Source organism: Ruegeria sp. AL2 (assembly GCF_056540845.1).
Map to the genome: position 1 here is coordinate 1 of NZ_JBQFXM010000038.1, position 15932 is coordinate 15932.

Consider the following 15932-nt stretch of genomic DNA (forward strand, 5'->3'; position numbering starts at 1 on the left):
TCAAGGCGCGATAACGTGCAGTGCCCTTGCCAGTCGGCCCCCTGTTCGGGTCTGAGTAGTTACGGCGGAACTGCTTCAGGGCGTGACCTTCGGGACAGACATATTGATCGTTTTCTGCGTCCCACTCAAAGTCGGCGCGGGTCCAGGTGCCATCGTTGCGGCCGGACTTATTGAAGACTGGGATATGTGGTGCGATCTTGCGGCCGACAAGCCAACCCAAGAGCGGCCCGGTGCCATAAGCCGTGTCGGCGATCAGCCGTTCAGGATTAAGATCGAAATTTGCCTTCACGCGGTTCAACATCGCCTTCGTTGATCCGACCTCAGCTTGTCGGATAGACCTCGTGGCCTCGACATCAACGATGACGCCATGGTCAGTGTCGATCAGGTAATTGTCAGAATAGCTGAAGAAAGCAGGCCCCTTGCGCGCTGCCGTCCATTCGCTCGCAGGGTCAGAATGCGAGGTGAACTTGGGCTGCACCTCGCCAGCAGCTCCAAAAGCCGCCTCATCCAGAGTGTTGAGATACTCGCGGACCGCGCGAGGCGCATCTTCTGGATCGATGGTTGATGCGTCCCATTCTTCTTTTGGCGTTGAGTTCTGTTTGTTTGCATCGGCTTCGATCAAGCTGGCATCGATTGCCATGCGCTGGCCGCTGACCAGTCCTTCCGCGATGCAGCGCGCCACAGTCGTTTCAAACAGATGACGCAGCAGTTCGCTCTCGCGGAAGCATCCATGCCGGTTCTTGGAGAACGTCGAGTGATCCGGGATACGCTCATTCAGATCGAGGCGGCAGAACCATCGATATGTCAGGTTCAGATGCACCTCTTCGCACAGCCGTCGCTCGGAGCGGATGCCAAAGCAATAGCCGACCAGCAGCATCCGGATCAGCAGTTCCGGATCGACGGATGGCCGACCGGTGTGGCTGTAGAAATCCGCGAGATGCGTTCGAATGCTGCTCAGATCAACAAAGCGATCAATCGACCGAAGCAAGTGATCTTGGGGAACGTGGTTCTCCATTGAGAACTCATAGAACAGCGACGATTGCGCTTCCTGCCTCGGTCCCATCATCGCCAATCCTCCCGCCCATTGGAAGAATTGAATCAGCAGTTCAGCCATCGATCAAGGAAGAGTTTTTCAACAAAATAGGCCGGAGCGAAGGCCGGATTTGACTATGGCCAATTTAATGCTGCGAAGCCGAGAACGACGACATTGAGCCCTTCTTGACCAACGCGGCGTCGGCCACGAATGGCAGAGACATTCAGAAAGGCCTCTGCAAAGCATGGAGCGTTTCGCGACAGCGGTCTTTCAAGCGGAGTGCGGCTAGCGGCAGGTCTCGGCCTATACTTGACCGGTGCGACCCGGCTAACTTCGACCTACCCGACCGCTCTGCAATAAGATGAATTGCTGTCCGAACATAAAGTGAACGAGTAGAGCTCTTGGCGTGACATAGATACTTGACAAGTAAGATGTCAGCGCAAAGGGGTAAATAGACATCGGAGCAAGCAACTTCGGACCAGATCGGTCATTCAGGAACACCTGCCTTGCGAAGGCCTCTAACCAAAAAATCCATTGCTGTCGGCACGAATGGCAACTGGTTTTCCACCGAGCTGCTGATGGAAAAATTTGGTGCAATCTCGAGCAGATCAGCTACTGCTTGTGTTGCGTCGGATAGTCTCCCGAGCTCCGCGTATGTTGGAGCCAGATATATGCGGCAGGATCGACGTTTTGGTGCCCGGACAGCACAGGCTTCAAGCTCGGGCAAGGCTTCAGCAAAGTTCCTGTCAAAGTAATATGCCCTGCCAAGGTACATGTTGTATCGGGATGGGTAGAGTGGATTCAGGCGCATGGCCTTTTTCATCAATTGGACAGCATCTTTCGGGCGATTGGCAAATGTCAGCGCATCCGCAAGACTTGCATAAAGCTGTGAATGGTTCGGGTTGAGTTCAATTGACCTCTGGATAGCGGCAATTGCATCGCTGTGCCGACCTCTGCGCAACAAGACGCGTCCAAGCAACTCGTGGCCTGTCGACAACAATGGATCCAATTCTATCGCCTTGGTGGCCGCAGCTTCGGCACGGTCGAGTGCCGCCGGCCCTTCGTTCTGCGTAATGTAGGCGTCATTGTAGGTGTTTCCGAGGATCGAATAAGCGGGCGCGTAGTTGGCATCGATGGCGATGGCCTTTTCGGCCAGTTCACGAGCTTTCAGCCACATCTCTCTGCCTCCGGCATCATACGCGGCGCGTGCGCGCAACACATAATCATACGCCGACAGGTCTGCGGGGCGTTTCTGCACCGCTTTCGCAAGATCCGAAATCTTTATGTTCACCAACAGGGTGCCGGCTATTTCCCGGCTCAGCTCGTCCTGAACATCGAACAGGTTGGCGGCTGCCCTGTCGTAACGTTTGGCCCAGGCGTGAGCGCCGGCTGAAGCGTCGATCAACTGTGCAGAGATCCGGATTTTCTCATTGATACGCCGCACGGATCCTTCGAGAACATAGCGAACGCCGAGTTCTTCTGCGACCTGCCCAATGGGGACCACGCGCTCCTTGTAACTGAACGAAGAATTTCCGTCGATGACAAAGAGGTCCTTGGACTGTGCGAGATTGGTAATCAGATCTTCGACGAAACCGTCAGCGAAATACTCCTGCTCGGGGTCGTTGGAAAGATTCTTGAACGGCAATATCGCGATTGATGGTTTGTCCGGAAGCGTGTACGCCATTCGGCTCGGATCGACAGGTTCGACGACAGACCTCTGCGACCACCACAATCCCGCGCCGACCAGCAGCAAACAGATGAACCCGGCAGCAATGACACTTTGCTTTCTAAGGTTGGTCTTGCCAAACAGCTTTCTCTCGAGAACTTGGCCTGCACGTTCAGGATCGGTCAGAACTCGATATGTCCGTATTGAACGGTGGATGTTCTTGACCTGAACTTCGCCCAGCGATTCATATCCGACATCCAGGTTGGATTTAAGCTGGTCATAGGCGCTGCCCGAGATGCAGATGCCTCCCGGTTCAGCCATTTGTTCCAGACGCGCGGCGATGTTCACTCCGTCGCCGAAGATGTCGTCACCTTCTATGATGATGTCGCCAAGATTAATTCCTATCCGGTACTGGATGCGTCGGTCGTGGGAAATACCGGCTTCTCTGTCGGACATTTCCCTTTGGATATTGACTGCGCATTGCACGGCTTGCACAACACTTGGGAACTCGACAAGAACCCCGTCGCCCATCTCCTTGACGATGCGTCCGTGAAACTCGTCGAAGCCAGGATCAATGAGTTCGGCACGATGAATCTTCTGGCGTCGAAGTGTCCCGACTTCATCAGCCTCCATCAGCCGACTGTATCCAACCATGTCGGCGGCAAAAATAGCGCTCAAACGTCGCTCCATGCCGGTCCCTCCTGCGAAGATGATAACAGGTAGGAATTTTGAACTCCACACTCGCAAAAGTCGCCTATCAACATAAAGCTTTCGACAAGGAAACGTTGCGAGTTTGACGTAAGGCGCGGGTCGCAGACTTTGTCTTATTACGCTATTTGCCTGTTCGCAGACCGTGCGACGGAGGTCGCCTTATGCGGAAAAAAAGCCAGCAACCCCAATCCCGTAATGGGCTGCCAACCGCCATAGCCTGGGAACTAGCAAACGGCAGCAAAGTCCGCATTGCGGTCATAGGCTCGTTTTCATCGGACGTCCGACTTGATCAGAAGCGGCCATTGAGTGTTTTAAACTGCAGTTTGAGATGCGCGCGATCGGTTTCTATGATGGCAAGGACAGTAAAGTGCGGTGGTTGGCAGGGTGCCGATGCCTGGTGTGGGAGGGCTGGATGGAGACTTCACCATGTCCCGTATTCAGCTTCCAATAATCAGACCGTCTCAGCCGCCGTGGAACAAGAACCGACTAATTGGTCAGAAACGTCCACTCCTGCCAAGACAGGTTTGGGCAATTCGTGCGCGGCTCGAACTCGCCGGGAACCCGCGCAACCTTGTGCTGTTCAATCTTGCTATCGACAGCAAACTTCGCGGTTGTGATCTTGTTCGCCTGAAAGTGGCGGATCTGGTCGTTGCCGGAGCAGTTCGAGACCGCGTATCGATCGTCCAGAGCAAGACAGGCAGGCCAGTTCAGTTCGAAGTGTCCGAGAACACGCGAAGATCGATTTTTGAGTGGGTCAGATCGCCCGACATGCTTGGTCGCGAGTTCCTCTTTCCAAGCAGGTTCCACAGTTCATCGCACATTTCGACTCGGCAATACGCACGTCTCGTGCGCAGCTGGGTGTCGGTCATCGGACTGGATCCTTGTGGGTACGGAACGCATTCTCTTCGGCGGACAAAAGCTGCGCTGATCTATCGGAAGACTGGCAACCTTCGGGCCGTCCAACTCCTGCTTGGACACACAAAGGTTGATAGCACGGTCAGGTACCTTGGGGTCGAACTCGACGACGCGTTGAGCATCTCGGAGAAGATCGACATCTGACGGTTTGACGGACGGCAGCAGCCGTCCGTCATCTCAAAACGGGTTCCGAAGTTTAGGCGCGAACGGCCGCTCCTTCGGATACCAGACTTTGGATTATTTTCGTTAAATGACCGCCATGCGGGACAAAGCCGACCTTCCACGCGGTTCAGCAGACTGCCTCTTCCGGCCCTTTGCGGACCTTCTCCCCGCTTGCAGTCTCCGCAGTGCGGCGTCGCCGGACCTGCCATTCGCTGCGGCCGCACATTCTCAAGAACGGCAAATGCCGGCAGAGCGGACGAAGCGCAGGTCTGGGGAATTCAAAATTTTTTGGCAGACTTCGGGACGCCTTGGGTTTCCAGAAAATCCATCGTGTATATGCGAATGTGATCAGCGGCAACGACTCAAGTGTTTGTGTTTCGGTTTCCCCGGAAGCTCTTTGGTGAAGAGCCGGTCCACTCCCTGAACGCACGGCGAAAGCTTCTCGGCTCTATGTATCCCAGCATTTCGGCGATCCGTTCGACCGGAATGTCCGATTGCTGAAGCATTTCGCGCGCCTGCTCCTCGATGAGCATGGAGCGGATTGTCCTGTATGCCGTCCCTTCCGCCCTAAGGGCCCTCTGAAGTGACCTGGGGCCGATCGCAAGATGGGCCGCAACTTTGCTCTCGGAAAGCACACTTGTCGGAAGATGAGCGCGCATGATTTGCAAAACCGCGCCTTCAATGGACTGAACCGGCTCAACCCCCATGAGCGCACCCAGGTCCCCCAATGTAATAGTCTTCCGAGACTGCAAGGGGTGCGGGTTTCGCGTGTCAAGGTCGCAAAGCCGAAGCGCGACGGACGGTGACTGGGCTCCCGTCCTAACAGGTGCGCCGAACAGATCTGCAAGCTTTGACTTGTCGTCACCATTGCCATCGGGAAGTTCAAACCAATCGGGCTGCCAGTCCGTGCCGAGGAAATGCCTGGCCACCTTGGAAATAACGAACAGCGCCCCTTCGTCGAGGTGTCGGTGGCCGACGACCGAGAAGCCTTTCGAGTCTCGTCCGACGACAACGTGCGTGTCAGTCTGTCGGATCACGATTTCAGAGCCAGGATGCGTCAGCGACAGCGCGCGTCGCCCGCGGTCAAGCGCAGATCGCAGATCCGGTGCGCCCAGCACGTAGTTCGCATAAGCTCCGTAGGCCAAGTAGTCGAAGGCCCAGCCAACCCTGGCACCCAGATGGCGATCGCTTATCATGCGGGCGACGGACTCCAGAATGACGGCCTCAGCAGCGTAGGAAACAAACCCGGTTCCTTCTGACAGCATCTTACGGTCGAGACCAGCCGTTCGGAGCGCGCTCCCGACGACGTGTTTCGGGATGAAGCTGTCAAGAATGTCCACGACGTGCGCCAGTTCGATGATGTTGACCAACTTCTGTCTCATAGCGTCTCTTTGTCACAAAATGACCGGTCGCACTATGATAAAACGCCAGGAAAACGAAGACTTGAGGGGCGACTCATGAAAGGTAAACAATTGGCAAACCGCATATTTTTGTTTCTTGCATTCCTGGCCGCGATCGTCTCTGGTCCCGCTCATGCCCAAAACTTCGACACCACAGTGGACCAACTTGCCGACAGCAGGGAAATCCCAGTCACGGTAGACAACTTTATCCGTGCCGCGACAGATATCGAGTTCGGCAAATATGTTGCCCTCGCTGGAGGGGTAAACAAGTTCTACCACTTCCGCGAAATGATGCCCGTCCATGCTCAGACCACCATCAGCGCGAACCGGGACACTCTTTATAGCGCCGCGATCATCAATATCAGCAAGGGCGCGACGGTCACCCTTCCGGATGTCGGCGACCGCTACATGTCGGCGATGGTCATCAACCAGGACCACTACCTGAACAAGGTCTTGCACGGTGGCGGCGCCTATACACTCGATATGGACACGTTTGACACGCCATATGTCGCCGTCTATCTGCGCGTCCTGCTGGATGCGACCGATTCCGCGGACCTGACCGCCGTGCACGCAATCCAGGACCAGATGTCGATCGACGCTGCCTCGTCCAAACCTTTCATCGTCCCGCCCTATGACGAAGAGGGCTATTTAGGGCTCGTAAGGGCCGCCGTCGGTGTCGGCGCCTACCTTCCGGACAGTTTCCACATGTTCGGCAAGAAGGAGGATGTCGATCCAGTGCGGCATTTCATTGGGACGGCCGGTGGCTGGGGCGGATTGCCCGAGGATGAGGCACTTTATCTCGGGATCTCGCCGAACCTGCCGGTCGGGAAATACAAGATCGAAGTGCCGGCCGACGTGCCCGTCAAGGATTTCTGGTCGGTCAGCCTCTATGATGCAAACCGTTATTTCGCGCCGAACGCGATGGACGCCTATGTCATCAACTCCGTCAGCGGGACGTACAATGAGGACGGCTCGATGACCGTGCATCTGGGCGGCTGCGAGGACGGGCGCGTGAATTGCCTGCCGCTTGTCGAGGGGTGGCAATACACCGTGCGGCTCTATCGTGCAGCGCCGGAAGTGCTGGATGGAAGCTGGGTCTTCCCGGGTGTCGAGCCCGCGAACTGACAGAAAGGACAGAAAAATGAAACACCTTCTCCTTGCCGCTGCCTTCTGCGCGCCCGCACCAGTTCTCGCCGAAGATATCACGATCCGGAACCTCATGCGCGCCGAGAGCGATACGATGTTCCGGCTCACTATGAAGAACAACGGAACAGGTGTCGGCGAGATCGCCCATGAGCGCGAGGTAACCTCCGCCGACAAGCCGCAGCCAGTCATCCGGCCCAACCAGGACACCTTGTATTCGTCCGCCCTCATCGATCTGTCCGAGCCGGTGACGGTGACGCTGCCGGAGGGCGACGGACGGTTCCAGTCGGTGCTGGTGATCAGCCAGGACCACTACAACTTTGCCTATGCCGAACCCGGTGCATACGAGCTGACCGAGGACGAGGTCGGGACCCGCTTCGCGATGCTCCTGTTCCGCACCTTCATCGACGCGGGCGATCCCGACGATACGGCGCGCGCCCATGCGGTGCAGGACGGAATACGCCTCGAAGGCGGCGGAACCGGCCCCTTCGAGGCTCCGAACTGGGATCTTGACGCCCTTGCCGCTGCGCGGAAGGCGGTCAGTGACCTCGCCGCTGCCGTCGGCCTTGATGCCAGCATCGCCTTTGGCCGCCGCGACGAGGTGGACCCGCTGGGCCATCTGATCGGGATGGCGGGCTGGGCGGGGCAGCCGGCCACGACGGCCAGCGCCTTTGTCGACGCCGTCGATAGGAATGACGGCGCGACCCCCCATGCCGTGACGCTGCAAGACGTGCCGGTGGACGCGTTCTGGTCGATCACCGTCTACGACGCTGACGGCTTCCTCGCGCCCAACGATTTGGGGCGGAACAGCTATAACAACACCTCGGCCACCCCGAATGAGGATGGTTCCTTCACCATCCATTTCGGTGGCTGCGAGGATGACCGGATCAACTGCATCCCTCTTACGCCGGGCTGGAACTACACGGTCCGGCTCTACCAGCCACGCGCCGAAATCCTCGATGGCAGCTGGACCTTCCCGGATGTCCTGCCCCTAAACTGATGACGCGACGGCCCGCGCACCGCGTGGGCCGATCGACGAGAGGAAGGAGCCTTCGATGTTGAAAAAGCCACCTGTCCAAACGGCCAGTTGCGCCGTCTTCCTGGCGTTTTCCTTGGCGAACGGTGCATTAGCCGAGGATAAGCCGCGCCTCATCCTCCAGATCACTGTGGATCAGCTGCGGGGCGACCTGCCTTTCCGCCACTACGACCAATTTGGCTCGGGCGGATTCCGCTATCTGATGGATCAGGGCGTCTACTACGACAACGCCCACCACGCCCACGCCAATACCGAAACCGTCGTCGGCCATACCACGCTGGCCACCGGCGCGCATCCGTCGGCCCATGGCATGGTAGGCAACCTCTGGTACGACCGCGCCACGGGGCGCACTATTTACAATGTCGAGGACGCCGACTATCCACTCCTCACTCGGGGCGCGGACGTGAACCCCGACACCGAGGTCGACCCCACCCAGCTTGCCGCCAGTTCCGATGGCCGTTCGCCCCGCGCCATCCTGACCACCACCTTTTCCGACGAGCTGTCCATCGCCACCCAGGGCCGCGCCAAGGTCTTTGGCGTCTCGGTCAAGGATCGTGGTGCCGTCTCGATGGCGGGCCACACCGGCAAGGCGTTCTGGTTCTCCAAATCCGCCGGGGAATTCGTCACCTCCAGCTATTATTACGACAGCTACCCGGATTGGGTGACCGATTGGAACGCTAAGGATTTCCTGCAAAACTATCTCGGCACCTCGTGGCAGCTGACCCATCCCATCGATAGCTATCTTTTTGGCGATCGCGACGATCAGGATTGGGAAACTGATCTTGCCGGGTTCGGGCGCACCTTCCCGCACCCCTATTCGACCGTCGATCCGCTCTCGTGGAAGAACGATCCCTATTTCCCCACGCTGCTCACCTTCAGCCCTGCCGGGGACGAGATCACCGCCGATTTCGCCAAGACCCTGATCACAGCCGAGGGCCTGGGGCAGGATGATGTCACCGATTACCTCTCCGTCAGCTTCTCGGCGACCGATTACATTGGCCACGGCTTCGGCCCCTCCAGCCTCGAGGCCGAGGAAAACCTGCTCCGGCTCGACCGCACCCTGACCGATCTCTTCGCCTTTATCGACGCCGAGATCGGGCTCGAGAACACCCTGATCGCGCTGTCCGCCGATCACGGCACGCCCGAGGCGCCGGGATACCTGGCCGAGCTGGGAGAGATGGGCGGCTACGTCAACCCCGAGCACTGGGCGACCCAGCCCGCCGCCGATCGCATCCGCGCGCGCTTTGGCCTTAGCGATCCGCTGATAGCGGGCTATGACCACCCCTACCTCACCCTCTCGGAAGAGGTGCACAGTCGCGACGACATCGACCTTGTCGCGCTGGAAACCGCCATCGCCGAAGAACTGTCGACCTTCGAAGGTATCGCCTTCGCTGTGCCTTCGTCCCGCATTCGTACGGGCGCCCTGCCCGACAATGCGCTGATGCGCGCCGTGGCCAACAACTACAACCCCGACCGCTCGGGCGACATCTATCTGGTGGCCAGCCCCGGCTGGTTCATCAACGATTTCGACGGTCTCTCGGTCACAGTCACCCACGGCTCGCCCTGGCGTTATGACACCCACGTGCCCATAGCTTTTGCCGGTTTCAGCCTCGCGCCACAGCGGGTCTCGCGTCGAGTGCATACAGTCGATCTGGCGCTGACGCTTGCCGCGGTCGCAGATACGCGCCCACCCGACGGCGGCGCAGGAGAAGTGTTGGGGGAAGTCGTCGGGTACTAGGCGCCTCGCGGTAATGCAAAGCGGAGACAGTAACTGGGTCGGATTGAATGTCCGCTTCCAGCTTTTCGCGCTGACAGGTTCGCGGTAGCAGAGATGGACCGCTTTCCGGTTTTAAAGCGGGCAAAGGCGATGCTATGCTGTGTGAAGCAAGGCACTTGGGTTTGTCGGTGGTGTGGGGATGACCTGCCCGACTATCGCAGGACTGATGCGCGGTATTGCTCTGAGGGGTGTAGAAAACGGTCGGCGAGGGCGCGCAGGAAAGTCAGGAAAAGAACTCAGGAAGTGTAAAGATCCACTGGATATCTGGTTTGGTTTCGGCACTAGCCACACTAAGATTACCCTAAGGTTTCTACTCTTTCCCCATGAAGCCCAACGCGCCTTCGTTGTTCAAAACCTCAATTGCTGTATCAAGGGCCGCTTGGTCCGAATTGAACTTGTCGTCCCAGACATAACTGGCGTCTTCATGGTCCACCACTTCCAACGTCCATTTGTCCTGGTTGTCCAAGCGGTAGATTTCGATTTCAAACCGATACCCGTCTAAAAGCACAGCCTTGCACCTGTCTGACATCACCAGCTTCGGTTCATCTACATTCATGTCCGTGCCATCCTGACTATAAGCTCTGTGGTTTGGCGGACTTGCGACAGCCTGTGGGTTTCCGTCCGTTTCCAGAATATGCTGTAACACCGCATGCCCGACAATTCCAAGCGCGCAGAGTTTCCTTGTCCTGCGCGGTTTTTCTCTTCCAACGGCACGAGACTTTCTCTTTGGTTGCTCCGAATACGCGGAGCATCAATCGCAAGGTAAAATACAGTAGGATGACGCCCAGAAGTATTCCGGCGATGAGCCAAAAATCAGGGCCGCTACTCTGCACTGAAATAGACTTCAAACCGCCTCCAGAAGGACACTTACAACCAGCCAGATTTCCCCATAACTTGGCCGGTATCGATAATGCGTCATCCCCAAACTCGTACCCCTTTAGTGAATGGAAACAACCTTACATTTACTCAGCCCGAAGCGGCGCGTGAGCTTTGCTGCCTTCAACGCCTTTACCAAACGGGCGCTGAAAAACAGGCTCCACGCTAGGCATGGATCAACCCACAAATCGGGCCCCTCCAAGGCTATGTCTGCAACAACAAAGTCGAAGTCTTTGGGCTTCATACCCCGTTTGATCCAAGTATCTGGTTTGTTACCCAAAGGTTTGACCATATTCGACCGATCCGGAACAAACGCCGTTTTCTGTTCTCCAAGGGCGAGTGTAAAATACTCACCTTCAACTGGTGTCACACGGTCGTGTTGGCAAACGTTCAAAGGATAGATTTTCGTTTTTCCCAACTCTGCTTCGCGAAGTACATCCGCTACCGCGCGAGATATGACGGGACCAGCAGGCCCGTTGAATATGTCGGGAAGTGCCTTGAGCTTTTTATACGGGTACAACCCAAATATCATATCCGGAAAGGCGTCACGGGATTGGACTATCCCGGCTTTGTTTCTTTCTGTAACTGCACCTGCGGTCGGCAAGTCATTTAAAGCCTGCTCGGAGGTAATGGGCTTCATCAACGTTGGGTCATACATGACCTGGCTAAACCAGACGCCTTCATTCTCTTCCACTAATCACCCATTCTCAAAATCGCAAACTGGATCAAAAGATAGTATTTAAACAAATCAAAGGACAACGAGTATATCCGGCAGTGGTGGTGCGACGCGCCGAACTCGTACCCCCTCATTGAAATCATAATCCCCATCAAGGCGCGCCGCTCCGCACTGATATTTGCGGAGAGTGTTCAAATTGCGTCCATGAGATGAAAAGTGCGTTGGCGCTCCGGCACTCGGAAAGTGCAGTTCAATACTTTGGCGGTTCTATGAAGTACTCGTGGGGCGGCGCGCCGAACTCAACAACCCCCTCAAATCCAGATGGAAAAACTGGAACGTTCTAAAATCAACACGCGCCACCCACGGACAGAGGATCGCATTGCGGCAAAATTGTGTCCACATCTCGTTTTGAAACTCACTGTTCGCTCATTGGAAACAAACTTTTTCGGTGAAGTTTGCAGTGTTACGGGAATCCCCCAATTTCGGGCAGCATGCAAACTGGGTAGTTTGGGATCAGAATAACCACTTACCCCCTCGTGACGAAGATAGGGGCTGGCCTCGACCCCCTCAGCCAGCCCTTATTCCTTTTCTGGCCACCCCGGCAGATTTTTTGGAGCAGGAACGTCATTCCGAACCAGCCAGTCACGCATCGCCGCCCAGTGGTCCTGTGACCCAGCTGCGTATCTCTGTGAATGTAAATCGGCTATCTGTTGTCCAAGGGAAGGCCACAAGTGTAGCTTGACCCAAGCGGCGATCCGCACCTGGGCCAAAGCACATGGGTCGGTCGTCATGATGCCGTCAGTTCCGAGAGCGGGGATTGATACATGCTGAAAGGAACGTGCCACTGCGGCGAAGTTGGCTGGACTCTCGATGCTGTGCCAAAGTCGGTCACGGCCTGCAATTGCACAATCTGTCGGCGTTACGGTGCCCTTTGGGCCTACGGGCACATTGGCTATGACATTCAAACTACCGGGAAAACAAGTACATATCTGCGTCGCGATAGCGGGGATATCCATTTTCACTTCTGCGCCAATTGCGGGTGTGTGACGCACTACGTTGCGTGTTTCTCGGACGAAAACGGCCGCAAACTGTCTGCGGTTAATGTTCGAATGTCTGATCCGTCACCAATCAGTGAGATTCCAATCCGTCACTTCGAGGGGCACGACAGCTTTCTAGAACTTCCTCGTGACAGCCGAACTGTAAAGGACATGTGGTTTTGACGTGCTTCCAGGCAGCGGACATTGGAGCGACTGCTGCGAAGGCCCTTTTCGTCGTCGTCCCGCAGGGCGAATGATATGCAAATCGTTCGCTGCCGCGAGAGTGAGAAGTCAGTTCCGTTGACCTGAATGCTCCACCCTTTGGGCTTTTCATTCATCCGTGCCGACATCAGAGGCAACGCTGTATTAGCTGTCGCACGGCGAGATGATACATCGGGGACGGCCCTTTCCTGCCGTTCGACCTTGGTCAATGTTACTGCACTGCGACCCCGTCGAACCTGCCGTTCGCTGCGAGCGCAAAACAAAGGCTGCCTGAACTCGCTACATGGGACTAGACCTGCCGTTCAGCACCGTTTCCCCAAAGTCCGCTTTGCCAATAGCCTGCCACTTCTACGACCCGGCGAGGTCAATATTGGCGGCTGGCTCAGCAATGAAGTCGTAAAGCAGGCATCCCAAACGTAGAAGAGATGCCTGTGTGTTGAGTGGGGGTTAGCTTTGAACCCTTACCAACGCCAAGGCTTGAACACCAAGCAAGGCAGCGAGCGTTCCGAACCCAATGAATGGAACGTTCGAGCTGATTGCGCCAATAGACAGTGGGCCAAGCACGTAGCCCGCAGACCAGAAGAGATAGTAGCTGCCCGATATGGCCCCTTTGAGTGTGTCGGGGGCTTCCTCGTTCAATTCAGCGATGGATGCCACGCAGAAAGTTCCCAATCCAACGCTGGAAAATCCAAGCGGAATATAGGCCCAAAGCCCTGAAAAGAGCGGGAATGCCGCGAGTCCAACAGCCGCCAACGCCATACCCCAGATCAGAAACCCCTTCCGTCCGAACCGATCAGAGAGTGCTCCTGCAACGATCTGCGACAGGCCGATGGCCGCATAGAACACCACGAACAGCAGGCTGATGGCCGTTGCGCCAAACCTATGTGTGGATGCCAAAGAAACGGGCAAAACCGTTAGGAAAACACCGTATCCAGCGCCGTACAGAAGGACACCCAACAACAGGATCAACGTCTGCCTTTGGCGCAACAGTCTGATAAATTGTGCAAAGCTCGGTCGAGACTGTCCAAGAGGAACGGCAACGGGTTTCAGAAAGAAAAAGACACACAGTCCTGCGAACAGGCACAGCACTGCAAAAATCAGAAACGGCAGACTGCCTTGGCCGTTCGGCGCGACGAGCAAACCCAATAACGGACCCGCCGTCAGGCCAATGTGAATTGCCGCATTGTAGATGCCAATCACCCGCCCCTTGGTTGACGGATAGGCCAGTGAAAGAATAGCTGGCCCGAGCGCCCAGATCGGAGCTTCACCGATGCCCTGTATGGCGCGACCCAAGAAGATGCCCCCAGCGGTTTCGGTGAAAAAGAAGACAACACCAGACACTGCGCAGAGTAAATAACCAGTGACCAGGAAACGCTTTGCGCCCAGGTGGTCTGACAGAGCGCTAATCGGCAGTTGCGCAAGCAGATAGGCAAACGCAAAAACCGATGCGACGAGACCGACGCATTCAAGTGATCCGGTCATTGCATGAACCTGTTGTGGAAGAAGTGCGACGATCATGCCGACACCGATCATCTGAAGTGTTGCTGACAAACTGAGAATAAAGAGTGGAGTAGGCTTATTCATGTGTATTGGCCTCCAGACAGCCAGACGACCATGATGCTGTCACGGCCCAAAAGGCGTTTGCATCACGGTGGGAAGTTTCGAGATTTGGAGGCGAAAAGGCGCACGCAACCTAACCCTGTATGCCTACAGGAGGCCGCGATTTAAGCGACGTCTCGCGCCTGCGTCAGTCTTGCGCGCACGCGTGCGCGGCAAAAGACGCGCTTAGGCGCGCGGCGGGGGGGAAACAGTGAAAATGTAGCTTGTCACGGGCATTGTCTGATAATTTCTCGTCGGAGTTGTCAGAATGGACCGTAGTTCTCGACATGTTCAAAGTAAACTCGGAACTGAGACCACTATCCGAGATTGATCGCCAACCGGGACTCCAAGTGCCCAACAAAGCGGACTTTAGCTGCGAAACAGAAACTTGGAACTCTGGGCTCTTTGCCGACCTCAGTGCAGAAGCAGCACAAGTCCCTGCCCTGTTCTCCACGATATATCCAAACGGCCCATTCCGGCCATTTGCCAACGAAGCAAAGTGCTGCGGTTGCAGCCCAAATAGCGGCCGTTCGCAAGACCACACCATTCAAAGTTCCAGGAAATTGAACGGCGCAGTTTTCTTCGACTTTATGACCTAAGCCGGTACTACAAATCCAAGATGAGCTACTGTAGTGACGGCTCTTCTATGAACAGACGCTGAGCGCTTGGCGATCTGTCGTCGCTGACTTTGAAAAAACCAATCTGGAGGACGTGTCTAATGGCTGGAAGCGGGCAGCACTTCATTCCGCGACATTTCTTAAAACCTTTCGTCATTCAGGATGGGTCTGACAAGCTGTGGATGTATCGTCGTAACCTTGACCATCCTGTTCCGGTAGACCGAGGTGATGCGGCTAAACAGAAGCATTTCTATTCGAAACCGTCAGAGGATGGGACGCCAACGCTTGACGATCTCATCACGGACTACGAAACGCACGTGTTCAAGATGGTTGACGTGCTGCGCGCCCTCAACACCGGTGAGGAGGCAGACCCACAAATGGTTGGCGAAGTCGCCGCCCACTTGTCCATTCGCTCCGCGCATTCGAGAACATTCTTAATGGAGGGGGCGGCGAGTATGGCGCAAGCCATAGGTAAGCTAGTCGAAAACCCTGCTGAGGTTTTCGGGATCGAAAGGCTATCAGCCAACTGCATCCCCAAAAAACTTCAAGACATCATTTTGGACGGCATCACAAAAAATGGATATGATGTCTTGTCTGGCGTCAGCAAGGAAACACTTGCCCGTGTGCTCTATTTTCATTTCCGAGAGAACGGAGCCTCAATGCTTGAAGAAGCGCAAAGCACTGTTCTGCCGCTCGTCGATCAGTTCTTGGGAAACACGAAGGCCTTAGCCACATCGGCACACATTGAAGCTCTGTCCAGAACGCTCGCGCCGAACGGCATCATCGAAAAACTCGCCGGATTGCACTGGACGGTAGAACCACACAAAGTGGTGCCTGCAATCCTGCCGGACTGCGTTTGTATTTCTTTCGATGAAGATGAAGGTTGGCAGCCACTTTTTCTGGGTGGAAAGAAACTGAGATATGTAGTTCTACCCGTTGCGCCGGATCGGATGCTGGTGGGCACCCGAGCGGGTGCTGTCAGACGAATTCGAACCAGTCTCAGTTTGCCGCGGAAACCGCGAACCTATCCGGAACAAAGCTGACGCCACTCGCTAAGAGCGG

The 15932-nt window shown here is 56.1% G+C and carries 12 protein-coding genes; 6 read left to right on the forward strand and 6 right to left on the reverse strand.

Annotated elements, in window-relative coordinates; translation table 11 throughout:
• Both ACR0ID_RS19675 and ACR0ID_RS19680 read right to left on the reverse strand, forming a co-directional pair.
• The coding region (locus tag ACR0ID_RS19675; RefSeq protein WP_480608142.1) for an IS1182 family transposase at positions 1–1066 on the reverse strand (1066 nt) is incomplete at its 3' end.
• 454 nt (positions 1067–1520) lie between these two features.
• Positions 1521–3389, reverse strand: coding sequence for an adenylate/guanylate cyclase domain-containing protein (locus tag ACR0ID_RS19680; RefSeq protein WP_480608145.1), 1869 nt, complete (start codon positions 3387–3389; stop codon positions 1521–1523).
• A gap of 447 nt (positions 3390–3836) precedes the next feature.
• Between ACR0ID_RS19680 and ACR0ID_RS19685 the strand changes: the two genes are divergently transcribed.
• The gene (locus ACR0ID_RS19685; protein WP_170382258.1) at positions 3837–4469 is read left to right on the forward strand and encodes a tyrosine-type recombinase/integrase; all 633 of its coding nucleotides are present in this window, start codon (positions 3837–3839) and stop codon (positions 4467–4469) included.
• Positions 4470–4849: 380 nt separating this feature from the next.
• Here the strand turns inward: ACR0ID_RS19685 and ACR0ID_RS19690 are convergent, their stop codons facing one another.
• Positions 4850–5869 carry a helix-turn-helix transcriptional regulator gene (locus ACR0ID_RS19690; protein ID WP_480608148.1) on the reverse strand — a complete coding sequence of 340 codons (1020 nt, stop codon included), beginning with the start codon at positions 5867–5869 and terminating at the stop codon, positions 4850–4852.
• Positions 5870–5944: 75 nt separating this feature from the next.
• On the opposite strand from ACR0ID_RS19690, the gene ACR0ID_RS19695 reads away from it, so the two are divergent.
• The 3 genes from ACR0ID_RS19695 to ACR0ID_RS19705 are packed head-to-tail and all read left to right on the forward strand — an operon-like array spanning position 5945 to position 9804.
• Entirely contained in the window at positions 5945–7012 is a 1068-nt protein-coding gene (locus tag ACR0ID_RS19695) for a DUF1214 domain-containing protein (protein WP_480608151.1), read from the forward strand.
• A gap of 16 nt (positions 7013–7028) precedes the next feature.
• Positions 7029–8030, forward strand: a complete 1002-nt coding sequence (locus ACR0ID_RS19700) for a DUF1214 domain-containing protein (RefSeq protein WP_480608153.1) — start codon at positions 7029–7031, stop codon at positions 8028–8030.
• Positions 8031–8085: 55 nt separating this feature from the next.
• Positions 8086–9804: an alkaline phosphatase family protein gene (locus ACR0ID_RS19705; protein WP_480484742.1), complete on the forward strand. Its 1719-nt coding sequence runs from the start codon at positions 8086–8088 to the stop codon at positions 9802–9804.
• 349 nt (positions 9805–10153) lie between these two features.
• Here ACR0ID_RS19705 and ACR0ID_RS19710 read toward each other — a convergent pair whose 3' ends face one another.
• Positions 10154–10399 carry a hypothetical protein gene (locus ACR0ID_RS19710; RefSeq protein WP_480560612.1) on the reverse strand — a complete coding sequence of 82 codons (246 nt, stop codon included), beginning with the start codon at positions 10397–10399 and terminating at the stop codon, positions 10154–10156.
• A 381-nt stretch (positions 10400–10780) separates the two neighbouring features.
• Positions 10781–11413 (reverse strand): hypothetical protein, encoded by a 633-nt coding sequence (locus tag ACR0ID_RS19715; protein WP_480608156.1) that lies wholly within the window; start codon positions 11411–11413, stop codon positions 10781–10783.
• An 806-nt stretch (positions 11414–12219) separates the two neighbouring features.
• Between ACR0ID_RS19715 and ACR0ID_RS19720 the strand changes: the two genes are divergently transcribed.
• A complete protein-coding gene (locus ACR0ID_RS19720) occupies positions 12220–12615 on the forward strand; it encodes a GFA family protein (RefSeq protein WP_480608158.1) in 396 nt (131 codons plus the stop codon).
• A gap of 486 nt (positions 12616–13101) precedes the next feature.
• Here the strand turns inward: ACR0ID_RS19720 and ACR0ID_RS19725 are convergent, their stop codons facing one another.
• Complete coding sequence (locus tag ACR0ID_RS19725; RefSeq protein ID WP_480608161.1) at positions 13102–14238, reverse strand: MFS transporter; 1137 nt, start codon at positions 14236–14238, stop codon at positions 13102–13104.
• Positions 14239–14971: 733 nt separating this feature from the next.
• On the opposite strand from ACR0ID_RS19725, the gene ACR0ID_RS19730 reads away from it, so the two are divergent.
• Positions 14972–15913: a DUF4238 domain-containing protein gene (locus tag ACR0ID_RS19730; RefSeq protein WP_480608163.1), complete on the forward strand. Its 942-nt coding sequence runs from the start codon at positions 14972–14974 to the stop codon at positions 15911–15913.
• Positions 15914–15932: the final 19 nt, after the last annotated feature.

Bases quoted from the DNA above. Each gene is read 5' to 3' on its own strand.
- ACR0ID_RS19680 (WP_480608145.1), bottom strand. From the start codon at position 3,389: ATGGAGCGACGTTTGAGCGCTATTTTTGCCGCCGACATGGTTGGATAC.
- ACR0ID_RS19685 (WP_170382258.1), top strand. From the start codon at position 3,837: ATGTCCCGTATTCAGCTTCCAATAATCAGACCGTCTCAGCCGCCGTGG.
- ACR0ID_RS19690 (WP_480608148.1), bottom strand. From the start codon at position 5,869: ATGAGACAGAAGTTGGTCAACATCATCGAACTGGCGCACGTCGTGGAC.
- ACR0ID_RS19695 (WP_480608151.1), top strand. From the start codon at position 5,945: ATGAAAGGTAAACAATTGGCAAACCGCATATTTTTGTTTCTTGCATTC.
- ACR0ID_RS19700 (WP_480608153.1), top strand. From the start codon at position 7,029: ATGAAACACCTTCTCCTTGCCGCTGCCTTCTGCGCGCCCGCACCAGTT.
- ACR0ID_RS19705 (WP_480484742.1), top strand. From the start codon at position 8,086: ATGTTGAAAAAGCCACCTGTCCAAACGGCCAGTTGCGCCGTCTTCCTG.
- ACR0ID_RS19710 (WP_480560612.1), bottom strand. From the start codon at position 10,399: ATGAATGTAGATGAACCGAAGCTGGTGATGTCAGACAGGTGCAAGGCT.
- ACR0ID_RS19720 (WP_480608158.1), top strand. From the start codon at position 12,220: ATGCTGAAAGGAACGTGCCACTGCGGCGAAGTTGGCTGGACTCTCGAT.
- ACR0ID_RS19725 (WP_480608161.1), bottom strand. From the start codon at position 14,238: ATGAATAAGCCTACTCCACTCTTTATTCTCAGTTTGTCAGCAACACTT.
- ACR0ID_RS19730 (WP_480608163.1), top strand. From the start codon at position 14,972: ATGGCTGGAAGCGGGCAGCACTTCATTCCGCGACATTTCTTAAAACCT.